The sequence below is a fragment of the Pseudomonas sp. S12(2018) genome (assembly GCF_024355235.1).
GTDB classification, from domain to species: Bacteria; Pseudomonadota; Gammaproteobacteria; order Pseudomonadales; family Pseudomonadaceae; genus Aquipseudomonas; species Aquipseudomonas palmensis.
In genome coordinates this window covers 28,250-45,495 of record NZ_QLAD01000005.1, presented here as the reverse complement: position 1 = coordinate 45,495, position 17,246 = coordinate 28,250, and the positions used below count along the sequence as shown (strand labels likewise).

8 protein-coding genes and 1 tRNA gene are annotated in these 17,246 nt (G+C 66.2%); 2 read left to right on the top strand and 7 right to left on the bottom strand.

Going from position 1 to position 17,246, the window contains the following annotated elements:
* Window positions 1–135: 135 nt before the first annotated feature.
* Window positions 136–1,125: a sensor domain-containing diguanylate cyclase gene (locus DN388_RS13125; protein ID WP_255000782.1), complete on the top strand. Its 990-nt coding sequence runs from the start codon at window positions 136–138 to the stop codon at window positions 1,123–1,125.
* A 98-nt stretch (window positions 1,126–1,223) separates the two neighbouring features.
* Here DN388_RS13125 and DN388_RS13120 read toward each other — a convergent pair whose 3' ends face one another.
* From DN388_RS13120 to gabD, 3 genes are all read right to left on the bottom strand, one after another.
* Window positions 1,224–2,426: a response regulator gene (locus DN388_RS13120; RefSeq protein WP_043861305.1), complete on the bottom strand. Its 1,203-nt coding sequence runs from the start codon at window positions 2,424–2,426 to the stop codon at window positions 1,224–1,226.
* Window positions 2,427–2,562: 136 nt separating this feature from the next.
* Complete coding sequence (gene gabT, locus DN388_RS13115; protein WP_054915891.1) at window positions 2,563–3,843, bottom strand: 4-aminobutyrate--2-oxoglutarate transaminase; 1,281 nt, start codon at window positions 3,841–3,843, stop codon at window positions 2,563–2,565.
* Window positions 3,844–4,025: 182 nt separating this feature from the next.
* Window positions 4,026–5,468, bottom strand: a complete 1,443-nt coding sequence (gabD, locus tag DN388_RS13110; protein WP_043861307.1) for an NADP-dependent succinate-semialdehyde dehydrogenase — start codon at window positions 5,466–5,468, stop codon at window positions 4,026–4,028.
* Window positions 5,469–5,730: 262 nt separating this feature from the next.
* Here gabD and DN388_RS13105 point away from each other — a divergent pair.
* Window positions 5,731–5,807, top strand: a tRNA-Arg gene (locus tag DN388_RS13105).
* Window positions 5,808–5,876: 69 nt separating this feature from the next.
* Here DN388_RS13105 and DN388_RS13100 read toward each other — a convergent pair.
* From DN388_RS13100 to DN388_RS13085, 4 genes are all read right to left on the bottom strand, one after another.
* Entirely contained in the window at window positions 5,877–6,782 is a 906-nt protein-coding gene (locus DN388_RS13100; RefSeq protein WP_043861308.1) for a hypothetical protein, read from the bottom strand.
* Between the two features lie 131 nt (window positions 6,783–6,913).
* Window positions 6,914–7,531 (bottom strand): hypothetical protein, encoded by a 618-nt coding sequence (locus DN388_RS13095; RefSeq protein ID WP_255000195.1) that lies wholly within the window; start codon window positions 7,529–7,531, stop codon window positions 6,914–6,916.
* Window positions 7,532–7,535: 4 nt separating this feature from the next.
* Entirely contained in the window at window positions 7,536–8,150 is a 615-nt protein-coding gene (locus tag DN388_RS13090) for a GAD-like domain-containing protein (RefSeq protein ID WP_043861310.1), read from the bottom strand.
* Window positions 8,150–17,230 carry a hemagglutinin repeat-containing protein gene (locus tag DN388_RS13085; protein WP_255000189.1) on the bottom strand — a complete coding sequence of 3,027 codons (9,081 nt, stop codon included), beginning with the start codon at window positions 17,228–17,230 and terminating at the stop codon, window positions 8,150–8,152. The genes DN388_RS13090 and DN388_RS13085 overlap by 1 nt, the downstream gene beginning before the upstream one ends.
* Window positions 17,231–17,246 lie beyond the last annotated feature (16 nt).

Below are 17,246 nucleotides of genomic sequence, written 5' to 3'. Positions count from 1 at the left end.
CGCCCCGTCCTGGGGCGCGCCTGAGGAACTCTCCCTTCGATTTTCACTCTGACTGGCATATCGCCCGCGTGGCGGGCCGTGTCAGGCCGCACGCCCTTCGCCTTTCGATTCCGCTTTTCGAGACGCTTCGTGCACATGGTCAACAAGAACCCGCCGTCCCCGTCGTTCAGCCCACCGTCGCATCCCGCGCACACCTTGCTGGCCCTGCTGCATGCCCAGGGTGAAGTCGCGCGCCTGAGCGAGCGCGAGCAGCTGTTCAGCTCGCTGCTGGACAGTGTCAACGCGGTGCTCTGGGCCATGGACTGGGAAACCCGGCGCGTGCTGTACGTGAGCCCGGCCTACGAGCGGATTTTCGGGCGCTCGGCCGGTCTGCTGCTGGCCGATCACAACGAGTGGCGCGACAGCATCTACCCCGACGACCTGGAGTACGCCGAACGCAGCCTGGCCGAGGTGCTGGTCAAGGGCGCGGTGGAAGACCGCGAGTACCGCATCATCGCCGCCGACGGGCAGGTGCGCTGGCTCAGCGACAAGTGCTTCATCAACCAGCAGGCCGACAGCGCACAGGGCGTGATCGTGGTCGGCATGGCCGAGGACATCACCGAAAAGAAGCAGCTCGAAGGCGAGTTGCAGCGCCTGGCCACCACCGACGTGCTGACCCAGAGCAGCAACCGCCGGCACTTTTTCGAATGCGCGCACCACACCTTCGCAAAGGCACGCCAGGAGCAGGCGCCGATGGCGTTCCTGCTGCTGGACATCGATGACTTCAAGCAGGTCAACGACACCTACGGGCACCAGACGGGTGATCAGGTGCTGCAACGCATCGCCGACAGCGGCAAGGCGGTGCTGCGCCGTGGCGACCTGTTCGGGCGCATTGGCGGCGAAGAGTTCGCGGCGGTGTTTCCCGGGTGCACGCCGGAGCTGGCGCTGCAGGTGGCGCAGCGTCTGCAGCGCGAGATCCAGCGCCTTAGCTTCAGCCAGGACGAACAGGTGTTCGGGGTGACGGTGAGCCAGGGGCTGACCGGCATCGATGAGGAGGATGAAGTGCTCGACAGCCTGTTCGCACGGGCGGATGCGGCGATGTATCAGGCCAAGCGGCAGGGCAAGAACCAGATTGTCAGGGGCTGAAACGTCCGGCGCCTGAGCCGGCCCCATCGCGGGCCAAGCCCGCTCCCACAGGTTTACCAGGGCCCTTGTGGGAGCGGGTTTGACCCGCGATTGCGGTCTCAGGCCTTGCGCAGCAGCTCCAGCTGCGCCAACCCCACCCTCAGCAAGCGCGCCGTCTTGCTCTCGGCCAGTTGCTCCAGGCCCTGCTCGGCCGGCAGCCGCGCCAACTGCCCGGCCAGGTTCAAGATCAGGTTCTCCCGCGAGTACACCCCGCCCCCCAACTGATACACCGAGGCAATCAGTTCGCGCAGCTCCAGCGGCAAGCGCCAGCGGGTACGCAGCGCCGAGCCGTACGCAGCGCCATACTCGTTCAACGACAACTGCACCGCGTCCTCGTCCAGCTCGCCCCCGGCCAGGCTCCACTCCTGCAGGCAGCGCAGCAACGCCAGGTCGCCCAGGCAATGCAGCAAGCCGGCACAGTAGCAACGCTCCTGGTCCAGCTCCATCGACCGCGCCAGGCTGGCGGCATACTCGGCCGTGTGCAGCGACAGGCCCCAGAAATGCTCGGCATGGCGTGACAGCAACGGGTCGCTGAGCCTGGCGCTGCGCTTGAGTGCCAGGCCCATTATCAGGTTCATGCTCTGGGTGGTGCCCAGCTTGTTCAACGCCTGCAGAAGGGTCTGCACCGCACCGTCACGATGCAGCGCCGCGCTGTTGGCCGCAGCGATCAGCACCGCGGTGATCTGTGGGTCGTTGCGGATCTCTTCTTCCAGTGCCTTGAGGTTGAGCCCCTCGGGGTTGAGCGCGTGCTTGATCGCCTGCTTCACATCAGCCAGCAACGGCCCGCCATCGGCGGTGCTGCGGTGGTCTTCGAGAAACCGCGACAAGGTGATGCCCGGGCGCAATGCCGGCACCGGGCAGGCCACCGCCTCGCCGGCACCAAGCAGTTGCTCCTCCAGGCGCTGGCGCAGCAGCTCGGCATTGAGCGGCTTGCTCAGGTACGCCGTGGGCGCCAGCGGCAGCGCCTCGCGCACGCTGGCCACATCGCTGCGGCTGCTGATCAGGATGAACGGCAAGCTGCGGCGCTTGGCGCGCACGCTGCGCAGCAGGTCCAGGCCGTCGATGCCGGGCAGCTCGCGGGCGGCGATGATCAGATCGGGTTGGCTGGCCAGCGCGGACAGCGCCTCGTGGCCATTGGCACAGACGTGCAGGCGGGCATCGCAGCGCACGCTGAGCAGCATGTCCTTGAGCATGTCACGCACCCACGGGTCGCCTTCGGCAATCAGCACACAGGGTGCGGTGGGTGGGTTTGAAACGGTCATCGGGCTTCTCCTGACATCTCGATGCACGCCATCCAGGGCGTCTTCCAAGGTAGCTCCTGTGCAAACCTTAGCGCCCTTGTCGGGCTTTGGGCGAAAAAAAACCCGCCGAGGCGGGTTTTTTCCTATCGTGTCACACTTACGCCAGTTCGGCGAAGCACTCTTCGATGATGGCCAGGCCCTTGTCCAGCTGCTCGTCAGGCGAGGTCAGCGGAACCAGGATACGCAGCACGTTGCCGTAGGTACCGCACGACAGCAGAATCAGGCCCTTGTCACGCGCCTTGGCCACGACGGCTGCAACGGCAGTCGGGTTAGGGGTGTGGGAACCGGCCTTGTCGAACACCTCGACCGCGATCATCGAGCCCAGGGCACGCACGTCACCGATGATCGGGTGCTTGTCCTGGATCTTGCGCAGGCCAGTGACCAGACGCTCGCCGACTGCCTTGCTGCGGTCCAGCAGTTTTTCTTCTTCGAACACTTCCATCACGGCCAGGGCCGCGGCGCAGGCGATCGGGCTACCGGCGTAGGTGCCGCCCAGGCCGCCTGGAGCGATGGCGTCCATGTACTCGGCCTTGCCGCACACACCGGCCAGCGGGAAGCCGCCAGCGATGGATTTGGCGAAGGTGGTCAGGTCAGGCGCGACGCCCATCTGTTCCATGGCGAAGAAGGTACCGGTACGGCCAGCGCCGGTCTGTACTTCGTCGGCGATCAGCAGGATGCCGTGCTGGTCGCACAGGGCGCGCAGACGCTTCATGAACTCTTTAGGCGCGACGTAGAAACCGCCTTCGCCCTGGACCGGCTCCAGGATGATCGCAGCGATATCCTTGGCTTCGGCGTCGTTCTTGAAGATGCGCTCGATCGAAGCGATCGAGTCGTCGATGCTCACACCGTGCAGTTCGTTCGGGTAGATGGCGCGGAAGATGCCGCCTGGCATCAGGCCCATGCCGGCCGAGTACGGTACGACCTTGCCGGTCAGGCCCAGGGTCATCATGGTGCGACCGTGGTAGGCGCCGGTGAAGGCGATCACGCCGGCACGGCCGGTGGCGGCACGGGCGATCTTGATGGCGTTTTCAACGGCTTCGGAACCGGTGGTGACCAGCAGGGTTTTCTTGGCGAAATCACCCGGGATCAGCGCGTTGATCTTTTCGCACACTTCGACATACGGCTCGTAGGCCAGTACCTGGAAGCAGGTGTGGGTCAGCTTGTGCAGTTGAGCTTCAACGGCAGCGATGATTTTCGGATGCACGTGACCGGTGTTGAGTACCGCGATACCGCCGGCGAAGTCGATGAACTCGCGGCCTTCGACGTCAGTCACGGTGGCGTTCTTGGCCGACTCGGCGAAGATCGGGTGGATCTGGCCGACGCCACGTGGGACGGCGGCTACACGGCGTTGCATCAGGGATTCGTTGGTCTTGCTCATAATGTCCTCATTTCGCCACACGCAGGTGGCGCGATTCGATCGGGGCGGCCGGTATTCGACTGCAGCAGCATGCGTTGATCGACTGCTGCAGGGGCCCAGGCGGCCGGATGTCACGGTGTAAAAAAGGCCAGCGGGACGGCGCTCTCGCGCCCCGCTGGCAGAGGTAAAGCCTTACGCTGCGATCAGACGCTGATGCACAGGTATTTGATTTCGAGGTAGTCCTCGATGCCGTACTTGGAGCCTTCGCGGCCCAGGCCCGAGGCCTTGATACCACCGAACGGCGCGACCTCGTTGGAGATCAGGCCGGTGTTGATACCGACCATGCCGTATTCCAGGGCTTCGGCGACACGGAACACACGGCTCATGTCACGGGCATAGAAGTACGAGGCCAGGCCGAATTCGGTGTCGTTGGACATGGCGATGACTTCGGCCTCGTCCTTGAAGCGGAACAGCGGAGCCAGTGGGCCGAAGGTTTCTTCCTTGGCCACGGCAGCGCTTTTCGGCACGTCGACGAGGATGGTCGGCTCGAAGAAGTTGCCTTCGATCAGCTTGCCGCCGCTCAGTACCTTCGCGCCCTTGCTCACCGCGTCAGCGATGTGCTCCTGCACCTTGGCCACGGCCTTGCCGTCGATCAGCGGGCCGGTGGTGGTGCCGTCTTCCAGGCCGTTGCCGATCTTGAGCTTGGCGACTGCCGCCTTGAGCTTCTCGGCGAACACGTCGTAGACGCCGTCCTGCACGTAGATACGGTTGGCGCAGACGCAGGTCTGGCCGTTGTTGCGGTACTTGGAGATGATCGCGCCCTCGACGGCCTTGTCCAGGTCGGCGTCGTCGAACACGATGAACGGAGCGTTGCCGCCCAGCTCCAGGGAAACCTTCTTGATGTCCTTGGCGCATTCGGCCATCAGCTGGCGACCGATTTCGGTCGAGCCGGTGAAGGACAGCTTGCGCACGATCGGGTTGCCGGTCAGTTCGCTGCCGATGTCGCCGGCGCTGCCGGTGACCACGCTCAGCACGCCAGCCGGGATGCCGGCACGGGTGGCCAGCTCGACCAGGGCCAGGGCCGAGTACGGGGTCTGCGAAGCGGGCTTGAGCACCATGGTGCAGCCAGCGGCCAGGGCCGGGCCGGCCTTGCGGGTGATCATCGCAGCCGGGAAGTTCCACGGGGTGATGGCCGCGGTAACGCCGATCGGCTGCTTGATCACGATCAGGCGCTTGTCGGGCTGGTGGCCCGGGATGGTGTCGCCATAGACACGCTTGGCTTCTTCGGCGAACCACTCGATGAACGAGGCGGCATAGGCGATTTCGCCCTTGGCTTCGGCCAGTGGCTTGCCCTGCTCGGAGGTCATCAGGCGGGCCAGGTCGTCCTGGTGCTCGATCATCAGTTCGAACCAGCGGCGCAGCTTGCCAGCACGCTCCTTGGCGGTCAGTGCGCGCCAGGCCGGCAGAGCCTTGTCGGCGGCCTCGATGGCGCGACGGGTTTCGGCGGCGCCCATTTTAGGCACGGTGCCGAGCACTTCACCGGTGGCCGGGTTGGTCACCTGGATCGTCTGACCGTTGTCCGCGTCCAGCCACTCTCCGTTGACGAAGGCTTGCTGGCGGAACAACTGGGCGTCTTTGAGCTGCATGTCGGGCTTCCTTAACTGCACCGTGCGAACACAGGGCGAATTATTGATTTGTAGAAAAAGGAGAGCGTTTGAAATCTCAAACGAATCCTAGGATCAACGGGAACAAAGGACAATAGGGTGTTCGAAAAAAAGAACAAAAAGCCTAGCAGACCCTGAAATTTCAGATCAACGTCACTTTTGCGCCAGCGAGTGTTCGGAATCGAACACAACATTACTGGCGATGGACGCCAAGGGTGCAGATGGGTATCATGGCGCCCGCGTTGCACTCGTAGCTCAGCTGGATAGAGTACTGCCCTCCGAAGGCAGGGGTCGTGGGTTCGAATCCCGCCGAGTGCGCCATCTACGACAAAAGGCCCAGGTGAAAACCCGGGCCTTTTTTCATGGGCGCGCAAAAGGGGCAGGCCGGGCTCAGACCGTGCGCTCGCCCTCTATCAGCTGCCCCTGGCTGTTGCCATGCAATGCCGAATACCTGGCCAACTGCCCCAGCCGCCGATCCAGCTCCTGAAGCAGGCGGTTGCGCCGGGTGGTCACCTCATTGCCGTTGAACAGCCCGGGCTCGACGGTATACAGGTTGAATATCTGGTTGATCGCGGCCGGCCCGGCGATCACATGGTTTTCCTGCGAGCTGTGGTTGTACAGCGCCACCATCTGCCCGGTCTGGGTGTCGGCAGGGCGCGCGAACAGCATACTCACTGTCTGCCCGGTGCGGATGCGCACGGCGCTGTCGGCGAACTGGAAACACGCTTCCCTGCCATCGCGCAGCTTCACCCAGAACTCATGCTCCTGGATGTTGTGGCTGCTCACGTGCATCGACGACGAACTGCCGCCGATGGAGCCGTAGCCGTCGATCATGTAGCCGCCGCCGGAATGGTGCGAGTGGCTGGCGCTGAGGTGGGTCTGGTTGCGCTTCTGGGTGTCGAGAATCTCGCCGGTGACCACGAAGAAATGCAACTGGCGATCGTAGTGGTTGAACGGCTCGTCGATGAAATTGGGGTCGTCGGGCGACAGGCTGATGTCGTACATGGTGCGCACCATTTCCTCGCGCGCGGCCTTGTCGTGCCTGGCGCGCTCCTTGAGCTCGGCGCGGCGCACCTTGGCGTCGTCGATGGCCTTGAGCGCCTGGGCCTTGAGGATTGGGGTTTTCTCCTGGGCGTAGGCAGCGGCCTTTTCGCTGGCCTCCTTGAGCACCGGCGCGGCCTTCTGCCCGGCCTCCACGGCCAGTTCCCTGGCCTTGGTCAGCGCCTGGGCCGCCTTGGCGGCAAGCTCGGGGTTGGCGTCGACGGCTTTCTTTTTCAGGTCATCCCAGAGACTCATTCTCTATCCTCTCAACGCTTGATCGATCAACCGCACAGGTGCGGGGCGCTGGAGAGTCTACAGGCAGTGCCGGAGGTTTTGGCAGGCGGTGCGGGCCTGTTCGCCGTCGATGCCGGCTCTGCTGATACCTGTCAACCGGCCACCAGCAGCCGGTCCTGCAGCACCACGCTCATGCCCCCCAGCCGCCACAGCTCGAAGTAACGCGCAAAATCCACCTTCAGCGCCAGCAGCGGCGCCGCGATGTACCACGCCAGGTAATAGTCAGCGGCAATCCCGTACAACGCTTCGAGCAGCGCGTACATCGGCAGTTGGCTGTCACGCACGTCCTCGATGACCGTGTCGGCGAAATGCTCGAACACCCAGGCATTCGGCGCATCGCTCTGCAACGCCTTCAACGCCACCTCGCGGCTTACCACCTCGACCACAGGCTGCCAGTGGGCCTGCTCCGGCCACGGCCCCTGGGTGGACAGGCAGTACCGTGCCTGTTCGTTCCACCAGGCCAGCGCCGCGGCCTTGAGCCGGCCTTCATCGCAGCCGCGCTGCGGCAACAGGTACAGGCTGCTGTCCAGCGAACCTGCCGCCAGCACCTGCTGCGCCCGCGCCTGCAAGGCATCGGCCTGGGCAAAGCCGGCAAAGATCTGCGCCAGCTCCGCGTCGCTGCCATGCTCCTTGAACAAGCCGAGAAAATGCGAGCTGTCGAGCACGACGCGACCTTCGCGGCACGCTATCCAGTCATCGAGCAGGGTCATGCGCTCAGCGACCGAACTGGCGAAGAATCGTCAGGTGCACATCCAGCTGCAGCTTGCGCAGGTTGCCCAGCACCGCCTTGCCGCCCATCACCAGCGCGGGCTCGAAGCCGTACAGCTCCTGCTCGCCCAGCGGGCCCAGGGCCTGCAGCGCACGCTCGAACAGGAACTCGCCATCGGCGTCCTCCATGTCGAAGTCCTCGCGCTCGACCATCGACAGGAACGACTGCAGCTCCAGGTCCGGGTTGCTGCAGGGCACGTTCTTTTCGCTGCTCATGGCGTACACGCGGTTGTACGCACACAGCACGATCAGCTTGCGGCCATAGGTTTCGCCCCATGCATAGAGGTCGCCAAAGGCCGTGCGGCCGATCACATGGTAGGTGTCCAGCTTCTCGAACTCGGTGCCTTGCAGCCACATGTCCAGCAGGTGCTGGTAGTCGTGCGGGTTGACCAGCCAGAACAGGCCGTCGGCATAGCTGCCCCACCCCTGCTCCTGCCAATACTCCAGCAGTTTGTCCGGCAGGCGGCCACGGTACTGCGCGATGCTTTCGGCCGGCACGGGCCGCTGATGGGCAGGCTCGCCCATGGCCTCGATAAACATCTCGAGAAATGCGTCCTTCATCACTGACTGGCTCCCCTGGCTAGCTCTAACCTGATGTTCAATTTGGCACTGCCGTTGCCCGCCTCCACCGCCTTGCGCACGGTCTCGTCCAGCAGCGGCAGCCGGCTCGACCAGCTGGCGCCGATCGACGAGTTGACGTTCGAATTGCCCATTCTAACAGGGTCGGGTTTTACCCACCCGCCAGCCACCATGTCGGGCTCGTGCAGTGCGGCCAGGTTCGACTTGATTTCCTTGGCCCGTGCCTTGGCCATCTGCGCCGCGACCTTGGGGTCGACGCCGTTGTTGACCAGGCCCTTCTGGATGTTCTCCGCCACGCTGCGCTCGAATTCGCGGCCGAACTTGCGTTGCAGCGCCACCGCGTCGGGGTTGCGCCCGGTGCTGTCGAACGCCTCGCGGGCGAATTTGAACTCGTCGGCGGTCATGTTGTTGATGGCGTCCTGCTGGGCCTGCAACTGCTTGTTGTATTCCTTGAGGTACGCCTGCTGCTCGGTGGGCGTCATCTCCTTGTAGCGCGGGTTGTCATAGGGGTTGAACTGCTTCACGGGCAGTTCGTCCAGGCGCTCGACGGTGGCCACGGTGCCCGCACCCACCGCCGGCTTGCCGGCAGGGGGCAGCTCGACCTTGGCCACCGGCGCTTCCTTGACCAGCACTTCGGCCTTGGCGGCCATTTTTTCCAGACCCGCCCGGCCCATCTTGATGCCGGTCTTGGCCAGCGTCACGCCGGCCTTGGCCGCGCCGCCCACGCCGGTGGCAATGCTGCCGGCCTGCCACACGATCTCGCCCAGGTCACGCCCCAGTTGCATGGCGTGCTCGTCACCGCCCACCTCCAGCGCCAGGGTCACGCGGTCGATCTTGGCGTTGAGTTCATCCACCACATCGGCGCCCAGCTTGTCGCGCGCCTCCTGGTTGGAAATCAGTTCCTTGATGCCCTTGAGGCCATCGATAGGGTGCGCGATGAACTGCGCCAGCCCCTCAATATCGTTGATGCCGGCCTCGACCAGGCCACGCCCCACGCCAACCTGGGTCAGCAGGTCCTGCTTCTTGCTGATGAAGCCCCACTTGGCAATGACCTTGAGCTCGTCCGCCAGGCCCTCGGCTTCCTTGAGCTCCTTCTTGGCCTGCACCAGTTGCTGGGTGGCCAGCCAGTTGTTGTCGGTGGCGGCGCCAGCGGCGGTGTTGGCGGTGGCAGCATCCAGGCCGGTGCTGGCGGCCAGCCCGGTGACCAGGCTGGTGATCAGGTTGCGCTTGGCTTCACGCTGCGCCTCGGACTCGTTGGGGCTGGCTTCGGAGAACAACCCGGTGAGCACGCTCGATGCCGCCGCCCCGGCCGCACCGCTGCCACAACTCTGGCTGCTGGCCGCCGCGCCCGCGCAGGCGAGGATGCCGTGCAGCGCCGCGTGTACCGGCGAGCCTTCGATAAGGCTGCCGTTGGCCACCAGCTCGCCGATATAGCCCGCGCCCTGCTGCTGCACGTAGTTGACCACCAGGCCCTGCATGAACGCCGTGTTGCCGGCGCTGATGTTGCCGCTGGCCGCGCCCACCAGCGCGGTGGTGATCTGCCGGTAGGTGCCGCCGGCGCCCCAGTTTTCGGCAATGCCGTCGGCCTGATGGCGCAGGTCGCTGGCCGCCAGCAGCAAGGCAGTACGCTCGCCGTCGCCCAGTTCCGGGTTGGCGGCCTTGGCTTCGGCCTCCTTGGCCTGGTTGCGCTTGGCGTCGACTTCCTTGGCCTTGTTGTTGAGCAGGGTGCCCGCCTCGTTGGCGAACGCGCCGACGATCTCGAACCCGGCGCGAATCTGCTCCTCGTTGAAGATCGGCTTCAGCGCATTGCTGCCATCGCGGTCGCTGGACACGTCGCGGTTGAGGCTGGCTATGGCCTCGTCCACGCTCTTGCCGGTGCGTTTGTGCTGCTCGGCAGCATCGGTGATGACGATACTGCCACCACTGATACCGCTGCGGGTCACGCTGCTGGCGCTATCGCTGGCACTGATGGCGATCGGCATGCTCACACCGATGTCGTTCTCGTTTTTCGCAAGGTCGGTGCCAGGGGTTTGCGTGGCGCCGCTGGTGGCGTTGCCCTGCTGGTCCTTGCCGACCTCGCGGTAACCGCCGCCTAGGCTCAGGCTGCTGCCCTTGTACTCGGCCTCGTTCCTGATGTCGCGGCTGGTCAGGCTGGCGGTGACCAGGCGGTTGCTGCCGTCCTGCACGGCCTTGTCGCTGCTGGCGATCACTGCGCCCACCAGGTCGGTGTTGCCGGCCACGTAGATATCGAAGCCGCCGTCGCCGGCCTTGATCCCCGACTGCTCGGTGACGCTGGCGTACCTGGAGTCGATGTCGGTGGCGCCGAAGCTGCCGCTGGCACCACTGACCGAGCTCATGCCATAGCAGAACGGCGGAATGCACAGGCTGATACCCACGCCCAGGCTCTTCTCGTCCACGGTGTAGGTGCTGGTGTCCTGCAGGCTCTCGATGTTGAGGTTGCCGCCCACGTCCATCACCACCTGCTTGCCGCTGACCACCGCGCCCTTGAGGTTGGTGTCGCCGCCCGAAACCATGACCAGCTGGTTGCCGGCATCGATATGGGTGTTGGTGTGGGTGAGGTCCTCGCCATCGGCTTCGCCGCGATTGCCCGACACCCCGAGGTCGAGGGTGAAGCCGTTGCGCGTGCCGCCCAGCGACAGGCCGATACCGACGCTGGCACTGCTGCCGGTGCTGTCGGTTTGCTGGGTGCTGGTGTTGGTGGCGGCCAGCAGGTTGATGTCGCCGTCGGCCAGCAGGCTGGCATTGTTGCCGGCCTTGATCTGGCTGCCGCGTACGGTGAGGGTGCTGTCCTCGTCGGCGCCGGTGGCGATCAGGCGCACGTCGTTGCCAGCGACGATGGTCGAGCCGGCAGCGGTATCGCTGTGCTGCTCGGTGGTGCTCTGGTTTTTCTTGGTGCCCAGCGACAGGCTCAGGTTGATCCCGCCCGCCGAACCCGGATCGGTGGCCACCGCGGTGGCCGCGTTGTTGGCCGCCAGCGCCGCGGTGGCCGCGGCCAGCGCCTTCATGCGCCCGTCTTCGGTCTTGTCCGAGGCCTGCTTCATCTGCTGAGTGGTCTGGATGGCGCTGATCACCGGGTTGGTCAGGGTCAGCGACACGCCAGTCTGCTTGAACAGGGTCTGGCGCTCACGCTCGCTGGTGTTGCGCGCCTCGACGATGGCGATCTTCTCGGCACGGATATCCACGTCGCCCTTGGGCGCCATGACCTGGCTGCCGACCTGGCGATAGCTTTTGCCGGCCTCGATCAGCACGTCGCCTTCGGTAGAGCCGACGGTGCTGGCCACCGCGGTGGTGCTGGTGGTCATGTCCTTGACCCGCTGCTCCTGGGTGCCGACGGTCACGGCGATGCCACCACCGCTGAACAGGCCGCTGGTCTTCTCGGTCTTGTCGTGGCGCTCGCTGCGGCTATCGCTGGCCGCCGCGATGTTGACGTCGTTGCCCGCCACCAGGATGGTCTGCTGGCTGGACACCACGTTGGCGCCCTGCAGGTTGATGTCGCGCCCGCCCTGCACGTAGGTGTGCTCGCCGCTGAGGGTCGAGCCCTGGGCGGTGGTTTCGCTGAGCGTGTCACGGGTGGTTCTGGTGGTCTTGGAGAACATGCCGTTGCCGCCGGTGACCTTGTGCGCCTCGTCGGCGAACTGGTAGTTCTGCCCGGCCATCAGGTTCACGTCGCGGCCGGCGTCGGCCATCACCATGCCCTGCTCGCTGCTGGCCTGGCTGGCGCGCAGGTTGATGTCCTGACCGGCCTTGAGGCTGACGTCGCCGGTGCCCTGCACATTGCTGCCCACCTCGGTGCGGCTGGCGTCCTTGCGCCAGTTGCTGCTGTTCCAGGTGATCGACTGCTGGTGCGACTCGGTGACGGTGGTCAGGTTCAGGTTGTTGCCGGCCACCAGTTGCGTGCTGCCGTTGGCACCGGCGTTGACCACCTGGGCGCCGGCCAGGTTGATGTCGTTGCCGGCCGAGGCCGTGAGCGTGCCGCCGGCGCCGCTGACGAACAGCCCGGCCACCCGCGACAGGTTGCTGCGCGTGCCCTGCTCGCTGCTGCTGTCATGGGTGCTGGAGATGACGTTGAGGTCGTTGCCGGCGCTGATCGCCAGGCTGTCCACGGCGCCGATCAGGCCGCCGAGGTTGTCGAGGTTCTCGCGTGCCTGCACCGACACCTTGTCGGCCTGGATGCGCCCGCCGAGGTTCTCCACGTTCTGCGCGGTGAGCGCCAGGATGCTGCGCCCGCCGAGGCTGCCGCTGTTGCTCAGGGTGTCGTTCACGTCGAGCTTGAGCTGCTGGCCGGCCATCAACGCACCCGCGCCGTTGAGGTCGCCCTGCTGCACCCGCACGTACACCTGCGGCACCAGCACCCTGCGGGTTTCGCCGCCGGCCACGGTCACCTGTTTTTCCACCAGCCACACGATGTCGCTGGTCAGCTGGGCCATCTGCTCGGCGCTCAGCGCCACACCCGGCACCAGTTGCCAGGTGTTGGCCACGGTGACCGCGTTGTCGAGCAGCGCGCGGTACTGTTCCTCGTCGTTGGCATAGCCGTCGATGAAGCGCCGGCCAGTGAGCTGGGCGACCTGTTCGCGAATCAGCTTCTGTTCGTAGAAGCCGTCGCCCAGGCGTTGCAGGGTCTGCCCCGGGTCCAGGTGCAACTGTTGCAGCATGTAGTCGGACGACAGCCAGTTGCGGTAGCCGGCAAAGCGCGGGTCGGTCTCCACCAGATAATTGCGCACCGCCTGCGGGTTGCTGTCGAACAGGCTGTTGCTCGGCAGGGTCAGCACCGGGCCGCCGGTGCGGATCTGCTCGCCGACGCCTTCGGCATCGAGCCCGGCCTGCGCCGCCACCTCGATGATCGGCGCCACCTGGTAGGCATTGGCGGCGGCGCTGTCCACCGCGCCGGCGCCGGCGGCCTGCTGGTCGCTCAGCTGGCTGGCATGGCCGCCGAGCTGGGTGCCGCTGCCGGTGATGGCGGCCAGCTCCTGCCATACGGTGGGCTGCAGCGAGATTTCCTGGATCAGCGGCGCGGGCACATAACCGGCCACGCGGGCGCCCTGGCGGTCGCGGCCCTTGCGCTGGATACGGTAGAAGTTGGTCACCGTGCCGCTGTCGGTGGTGACCTTCTGGCCCTTGAACTCGGTGTTCACCAGGCTGCCGATGGCGCCCTGCAGCAGGCCGCCGGCGATGATCCGGCTCTTGTCGTTGAGCACTTCGCCGGCGTTGATGACCAGGTTGCCGCCGGCCAGGATCTGCCCCGGCGCCGAGGTGGCGATCTGGGTTTCGCGCACCACGCGGGTCACGTCGTAGCGGTTCCAGTTGTCCTTCTGGCCCTCGGGGGTGATCAGGTACTGCACTTCGTTGTGGCGGAACGTGACCTGGTCGGCCTGGTAGCGGTTGGGCGAGCCGGCCAGCTGGAATTCCTGAAAGCTCTGGCGGCTGATTTCCACGTCGCGGGTGCTGAAGTGGTTGTTGAGGTTGCGCAGGGTCTGCACGTCCAGCGCCATGTGCCCCAGCGACTCGATGGTGGCGCTGGCGTTGGTCAGCAGCGCGGCGCGGCCGCTGGCGTGGTCGGCGTCATCCAGCGTGGCGCCGATGGCCATGTCGCCGGCACTGAAGATCAGCGCCGCTTCGCTGTTGTCGATCTGCGTGGCGCCGATGTCCAGGCGCGCACGGGCGGCGATGGCACCGGAGCGGTCGCCCTCGTTGGCGTTGACCAGGGTGCCGGCAGCGATGCCCAGCTGGTCGCCGTAGATGCGACCGGTGCCCAGGTTGTACAGCACGCCGGTTTGCAGGCGTACCTTCTGGCCGTCGATCAGGCCACGGTTGGTCAGGCTCTGGTGGGCAGTGATGCGCACCTGGTCGGCACTGATTTCACCCTCGGCGCGGTTGTCCAGGGTACTGGCGTCGAGCAGCATGGAGCGGCCGGCCAGCAGCTTGCCGCTGTTGTTCAGCGCACCGCCGGTCTGCACGTCGAGGGTGCCGTTGGCCTGCAGCAGGCCACTGAGTTCAAGGCCTGCGAGCAGGCGCAGGGTCAGGTCGCCCAGGCTCACGGCCTGACCGTTGCCACTGTAGTAGGCGGCGTTCAGGCTCAGCGACTGGCCGGCCAGCAGGCGCCCGTCGAGGTTGCTGATGCTCTGGCGGCGCGCAGCGGGGTCACGGTCGGTAATGTTCAGGTGCTGGCTGGAGCTGATCAGCCCGCCCGCGTTGTCCAGCAGTTGGCTGACGCCGATGTCCAGCGTGGTGTCGGCGCGAATCACACCGGCCTGGTTGCCCAGCACGTCGGACTCAAGGCGCAGGGCGTGCCCTTGCAGGCCCTGGTTGTCGGCCTGAGTGGCGTTGTTGGCGAGGGTGCCGGTCGACACATGCAGCAAACCGGCGGAGCGGATCAGGCCGCCCTGGTTGTCCACACGTTCGGCCGAGGCCACGTCGATGGCGCCCAGCGCCTGGATCTGCCCGGCCTGGTTGTTCAGCCGCAGGCCCTGCACCTGCACACTGTCGGCGCCGACGATGCGCCCGCCGGCGTTGGTCACGTCGGCGGCCAGCAGTTGCATCGCGCCCTTGGCCGAGACGTAACCGCCGGCGTTGCTCAGGTGCGCGCTGTGAATCTCCAGCGCACCCTGGCTGATGATGCCCTTGCCGCTGCCATCGTCGAGGTTGACCAGTGCCTGTTCGCCGGTATCGATGTACAGCCTGCCCTGGGACTGGATCAGCCCGCCGGCGTTTTCCAGGCGCCCGCTGCGCAGGTCCAGGGTGCTGCGCGCATCCAGGGTGCCCTGGGCGTTCTGCAGCAGTTGGCCATTGCTGTTCAGGTTGAGTGCCAGGCCGCTGATCACGCCGCCACTGTTGTCGATACCCTGAGCGTTCACCACGATGTCGCCCGCCGCTTCCAGGCGCCCGCCCACGTTGCCCAGCTGGCTGTCGCGGGCAGTCAGCAGCAGGGCGCCCTGTACCGAGCCGACCGTACCGCCGCTGTTGTTCAGGTGCGCCGCAGTCAGCGTCATCTGGCGGATCGCGGCGAAGGTGCCGGCGGTGTTGAACAGCTCGCCAGCGCCCGCAAACAGTGTGCCGCCGGCGCTCACGGTGCCGCTGCGGTTGTCCAGCGTGCCGGCGTTGAACACGCCATTGCCGCTGGCCGCAAGGGTGCCGCCGGTGTTGTCGAGCAGGCCCTGGGTGGTGACCGCAAGGCTGCCGCCCTGGGTGGCCAGGACCTTGCCGCCGCGGTTGGACAGGGTGTCGGCCTCGATCGATACGTCCTTGCCCTGAGCCACGCCGGCGTCGAGCTGAACCTGGCCGGCGTTGACCTGCAGGGTGCCGGTGCTGACCAGCGTGCCCTGCGCACTGTCGAGCGTCGTGGCAGTCAACTGCAGGGTGCCGGCGCCGGCATGCTCGACGCGGCCCTGGGTGTTGACCACGGTGGCGGCGCTGAGCGTGGCATGGGTCGCGTTGCTGGCGATGCGGCCACTGCGGTTGTCGAGGGTGCCGTCGACCTTGATCGAGGTGCTGCCCTTGCCGCTCTGGGTCAGCTCGCCGCCCACGTTCGACAGCTCGCCGGCGCGTACTTGCAGGTTGCCCGCCACCACCTTGGCGGCGTCGCTGCGCAGGGTCTGGCGGGCGGTGGCACTGAGGGTCTTGCTGGCATCGACGCTGGCGTTGGCGAGGTTGATGTCGCCGCCGGTGAGGGTGATGTTGCCGGCCACGTTACGGCTGGCGCTCAGGTCGACGTCGCCTGCACTGACCTGCAGGTCGCCGCCGGCCAGGTGTTCGCCGTGGGCCTGCACGCGCTGCGCGGTGAGGGTCAGGTTGCCGGCCTTGCCCAGCTTGCCGCTCTCGTCCAGCCCGGCAGCCAGTGCCGAGCCCTTGCTGCTGGTGATGGTCGACTGCGCGCCGGTCGCCTTGAGTTCGACATTGGCCTGGCTGGCCAGGGTGCCGCTGTTGTTCAGGTCGCCGGCGCTGCTCAGCTGCAGGTCGCCCTTGGCATAGACCGTGCCGCTGTTGTCGACCCCGCCCTTGGCGGCGACGCGGGTGGCGCCGGCACTGCTGAGGGTACCGCTGTTGAGCAGCTTGCCGTCGGCGCTGATCACCACTTCGCCGGCGCCGGCACCGATCGTGCCGGCGTTGCGCACGCCCACACCGCCCTCGGTGCCCACCAGCATGATCTTGCCGGCGTACATGCCGCCGAGCTTGGCCACGTCGATGGCGACTGCGGGGGCCTCCTCGTCGCTGCCTGCCAGCCGGGTTGCGCGGGTGTTGTCGGCGTTGACCTGGTTGCGCCCGGCGGTGACTTTCAGGTCCTTGGCCCAGATGCCGGCGTTGACCTGCACGCTCTGCGCGATCAGGTCGGTGTAGTCGGCGTCGGCGCTGTCCAGGCCCTTGCCCTGGATGCTGAGGGTACCGCCCTTGACCTGGTAGCCGGTGATGCGGCCGTTCTCAAGCTGCGCCTGGCCGGTGGTCAGGGTGGCGCGGTTGGCGTTGATGAAGCCGCAGCCGTCGCAGGTGACGCCGGCCGGGTTGGCGATCACCACCTGGGCGCGTTGCCCGGCCACTTCCACATAGCCGCGCAACTGGCTGGGGTTGCTGGCGTTGACCTCGTTGAGGATCACCCGCGCACTGCCCTTGCTCAGGTTGCCGTTGCCCTGGATCCAGCCACCCAGCTGGGTCTGGCTGGCCTTGACGCCGTTGTTGAGGATGACCCCGCGCTTGTCCACGTCGAACTGGCTGTAGGTATTGCGCGACACGCCGGCGGCGCTGGGGGCGGTGATGTTCACCTGCGGCGTGCCGTTGGCACTCTGGCCCACGTTCGGGCGCTGGGCTGCTGGCGCACGTCCATCGGCAACCACCCCGGCGGCCCAGGAAGGTGCAGCGTCCAGCGCCACCAGGCCGAGGGCGAGCATCATTGCGAAACGCAGGCGGCCCAGTTCGGCCAGTGTGCCGGCCGAGCCGGCCACGGGCCCGGTGGTGGTGCCCGGCGCCTTGCCCTGGCTGGCGACGTTCTCGGCAACCACCATCAGCAGCCCGCGAGCCTTGTTGAAAACGATACGGTAGAGATGCTTGTTCATTGCAATTCCATTTGCG

Coding starts and splice junctions, on each gene's coding strand:
- DN388_RS13125 (WP_255000782.1), top strand. CDS start 136: ATGGTCAACAAGAACCCGCCGTCCCCGTCGTTCAGCCCACCGTCGCAT.
- DN388_RS13120 (WP_043861305.1), bottom strand. CDS start 2,426: ATGACCGTTTCAAACCCACCCACCGCACCCTGTGTGCTGATTGCCGAA.
- gabT (WP_054915891.1), bottom strand. CDS start 3,843: ATGAGCAAGACCAACGAATCCCTGATGCAACGCCGTGTAGCCGCCGTC.
- gabD (WP_043861307.1), bottom strand. CDS start 5,468: ATGCAGCTCAAAGACGCCCAGTTGTTCCGCCAGCAAGCCTTCGTCAAC.
- DN388_RS13100 (WP_043861308.1), bottom strand. CDS start 6,782: ATGAGTCTCTGGGATGACCTGAAAAAGAAAGCCGTCGACGCCAACCCC.
- DN388_RS13095 (WP_255000195.1), bottom strand. CDS start 7,531: ATGACCCTGCTCGATGACTGGATAGCGTGCCGCGAAGGTCGCGTCGTG.
- DN388_RS13090 (WP_043861310.1), bottom strand. CDS start 8,150: ATGAAGGACGCATTTCTCGAGATGTTTATCGAGGCCATGGGCGAGCCT.
- DN388_RS13085 (WP_255000189.1), bottom strand. CDS start 17,230: ATGAACAAGCATCTCTACCGTATCGTTTTCAACAAGGCTCGCGGGCTG.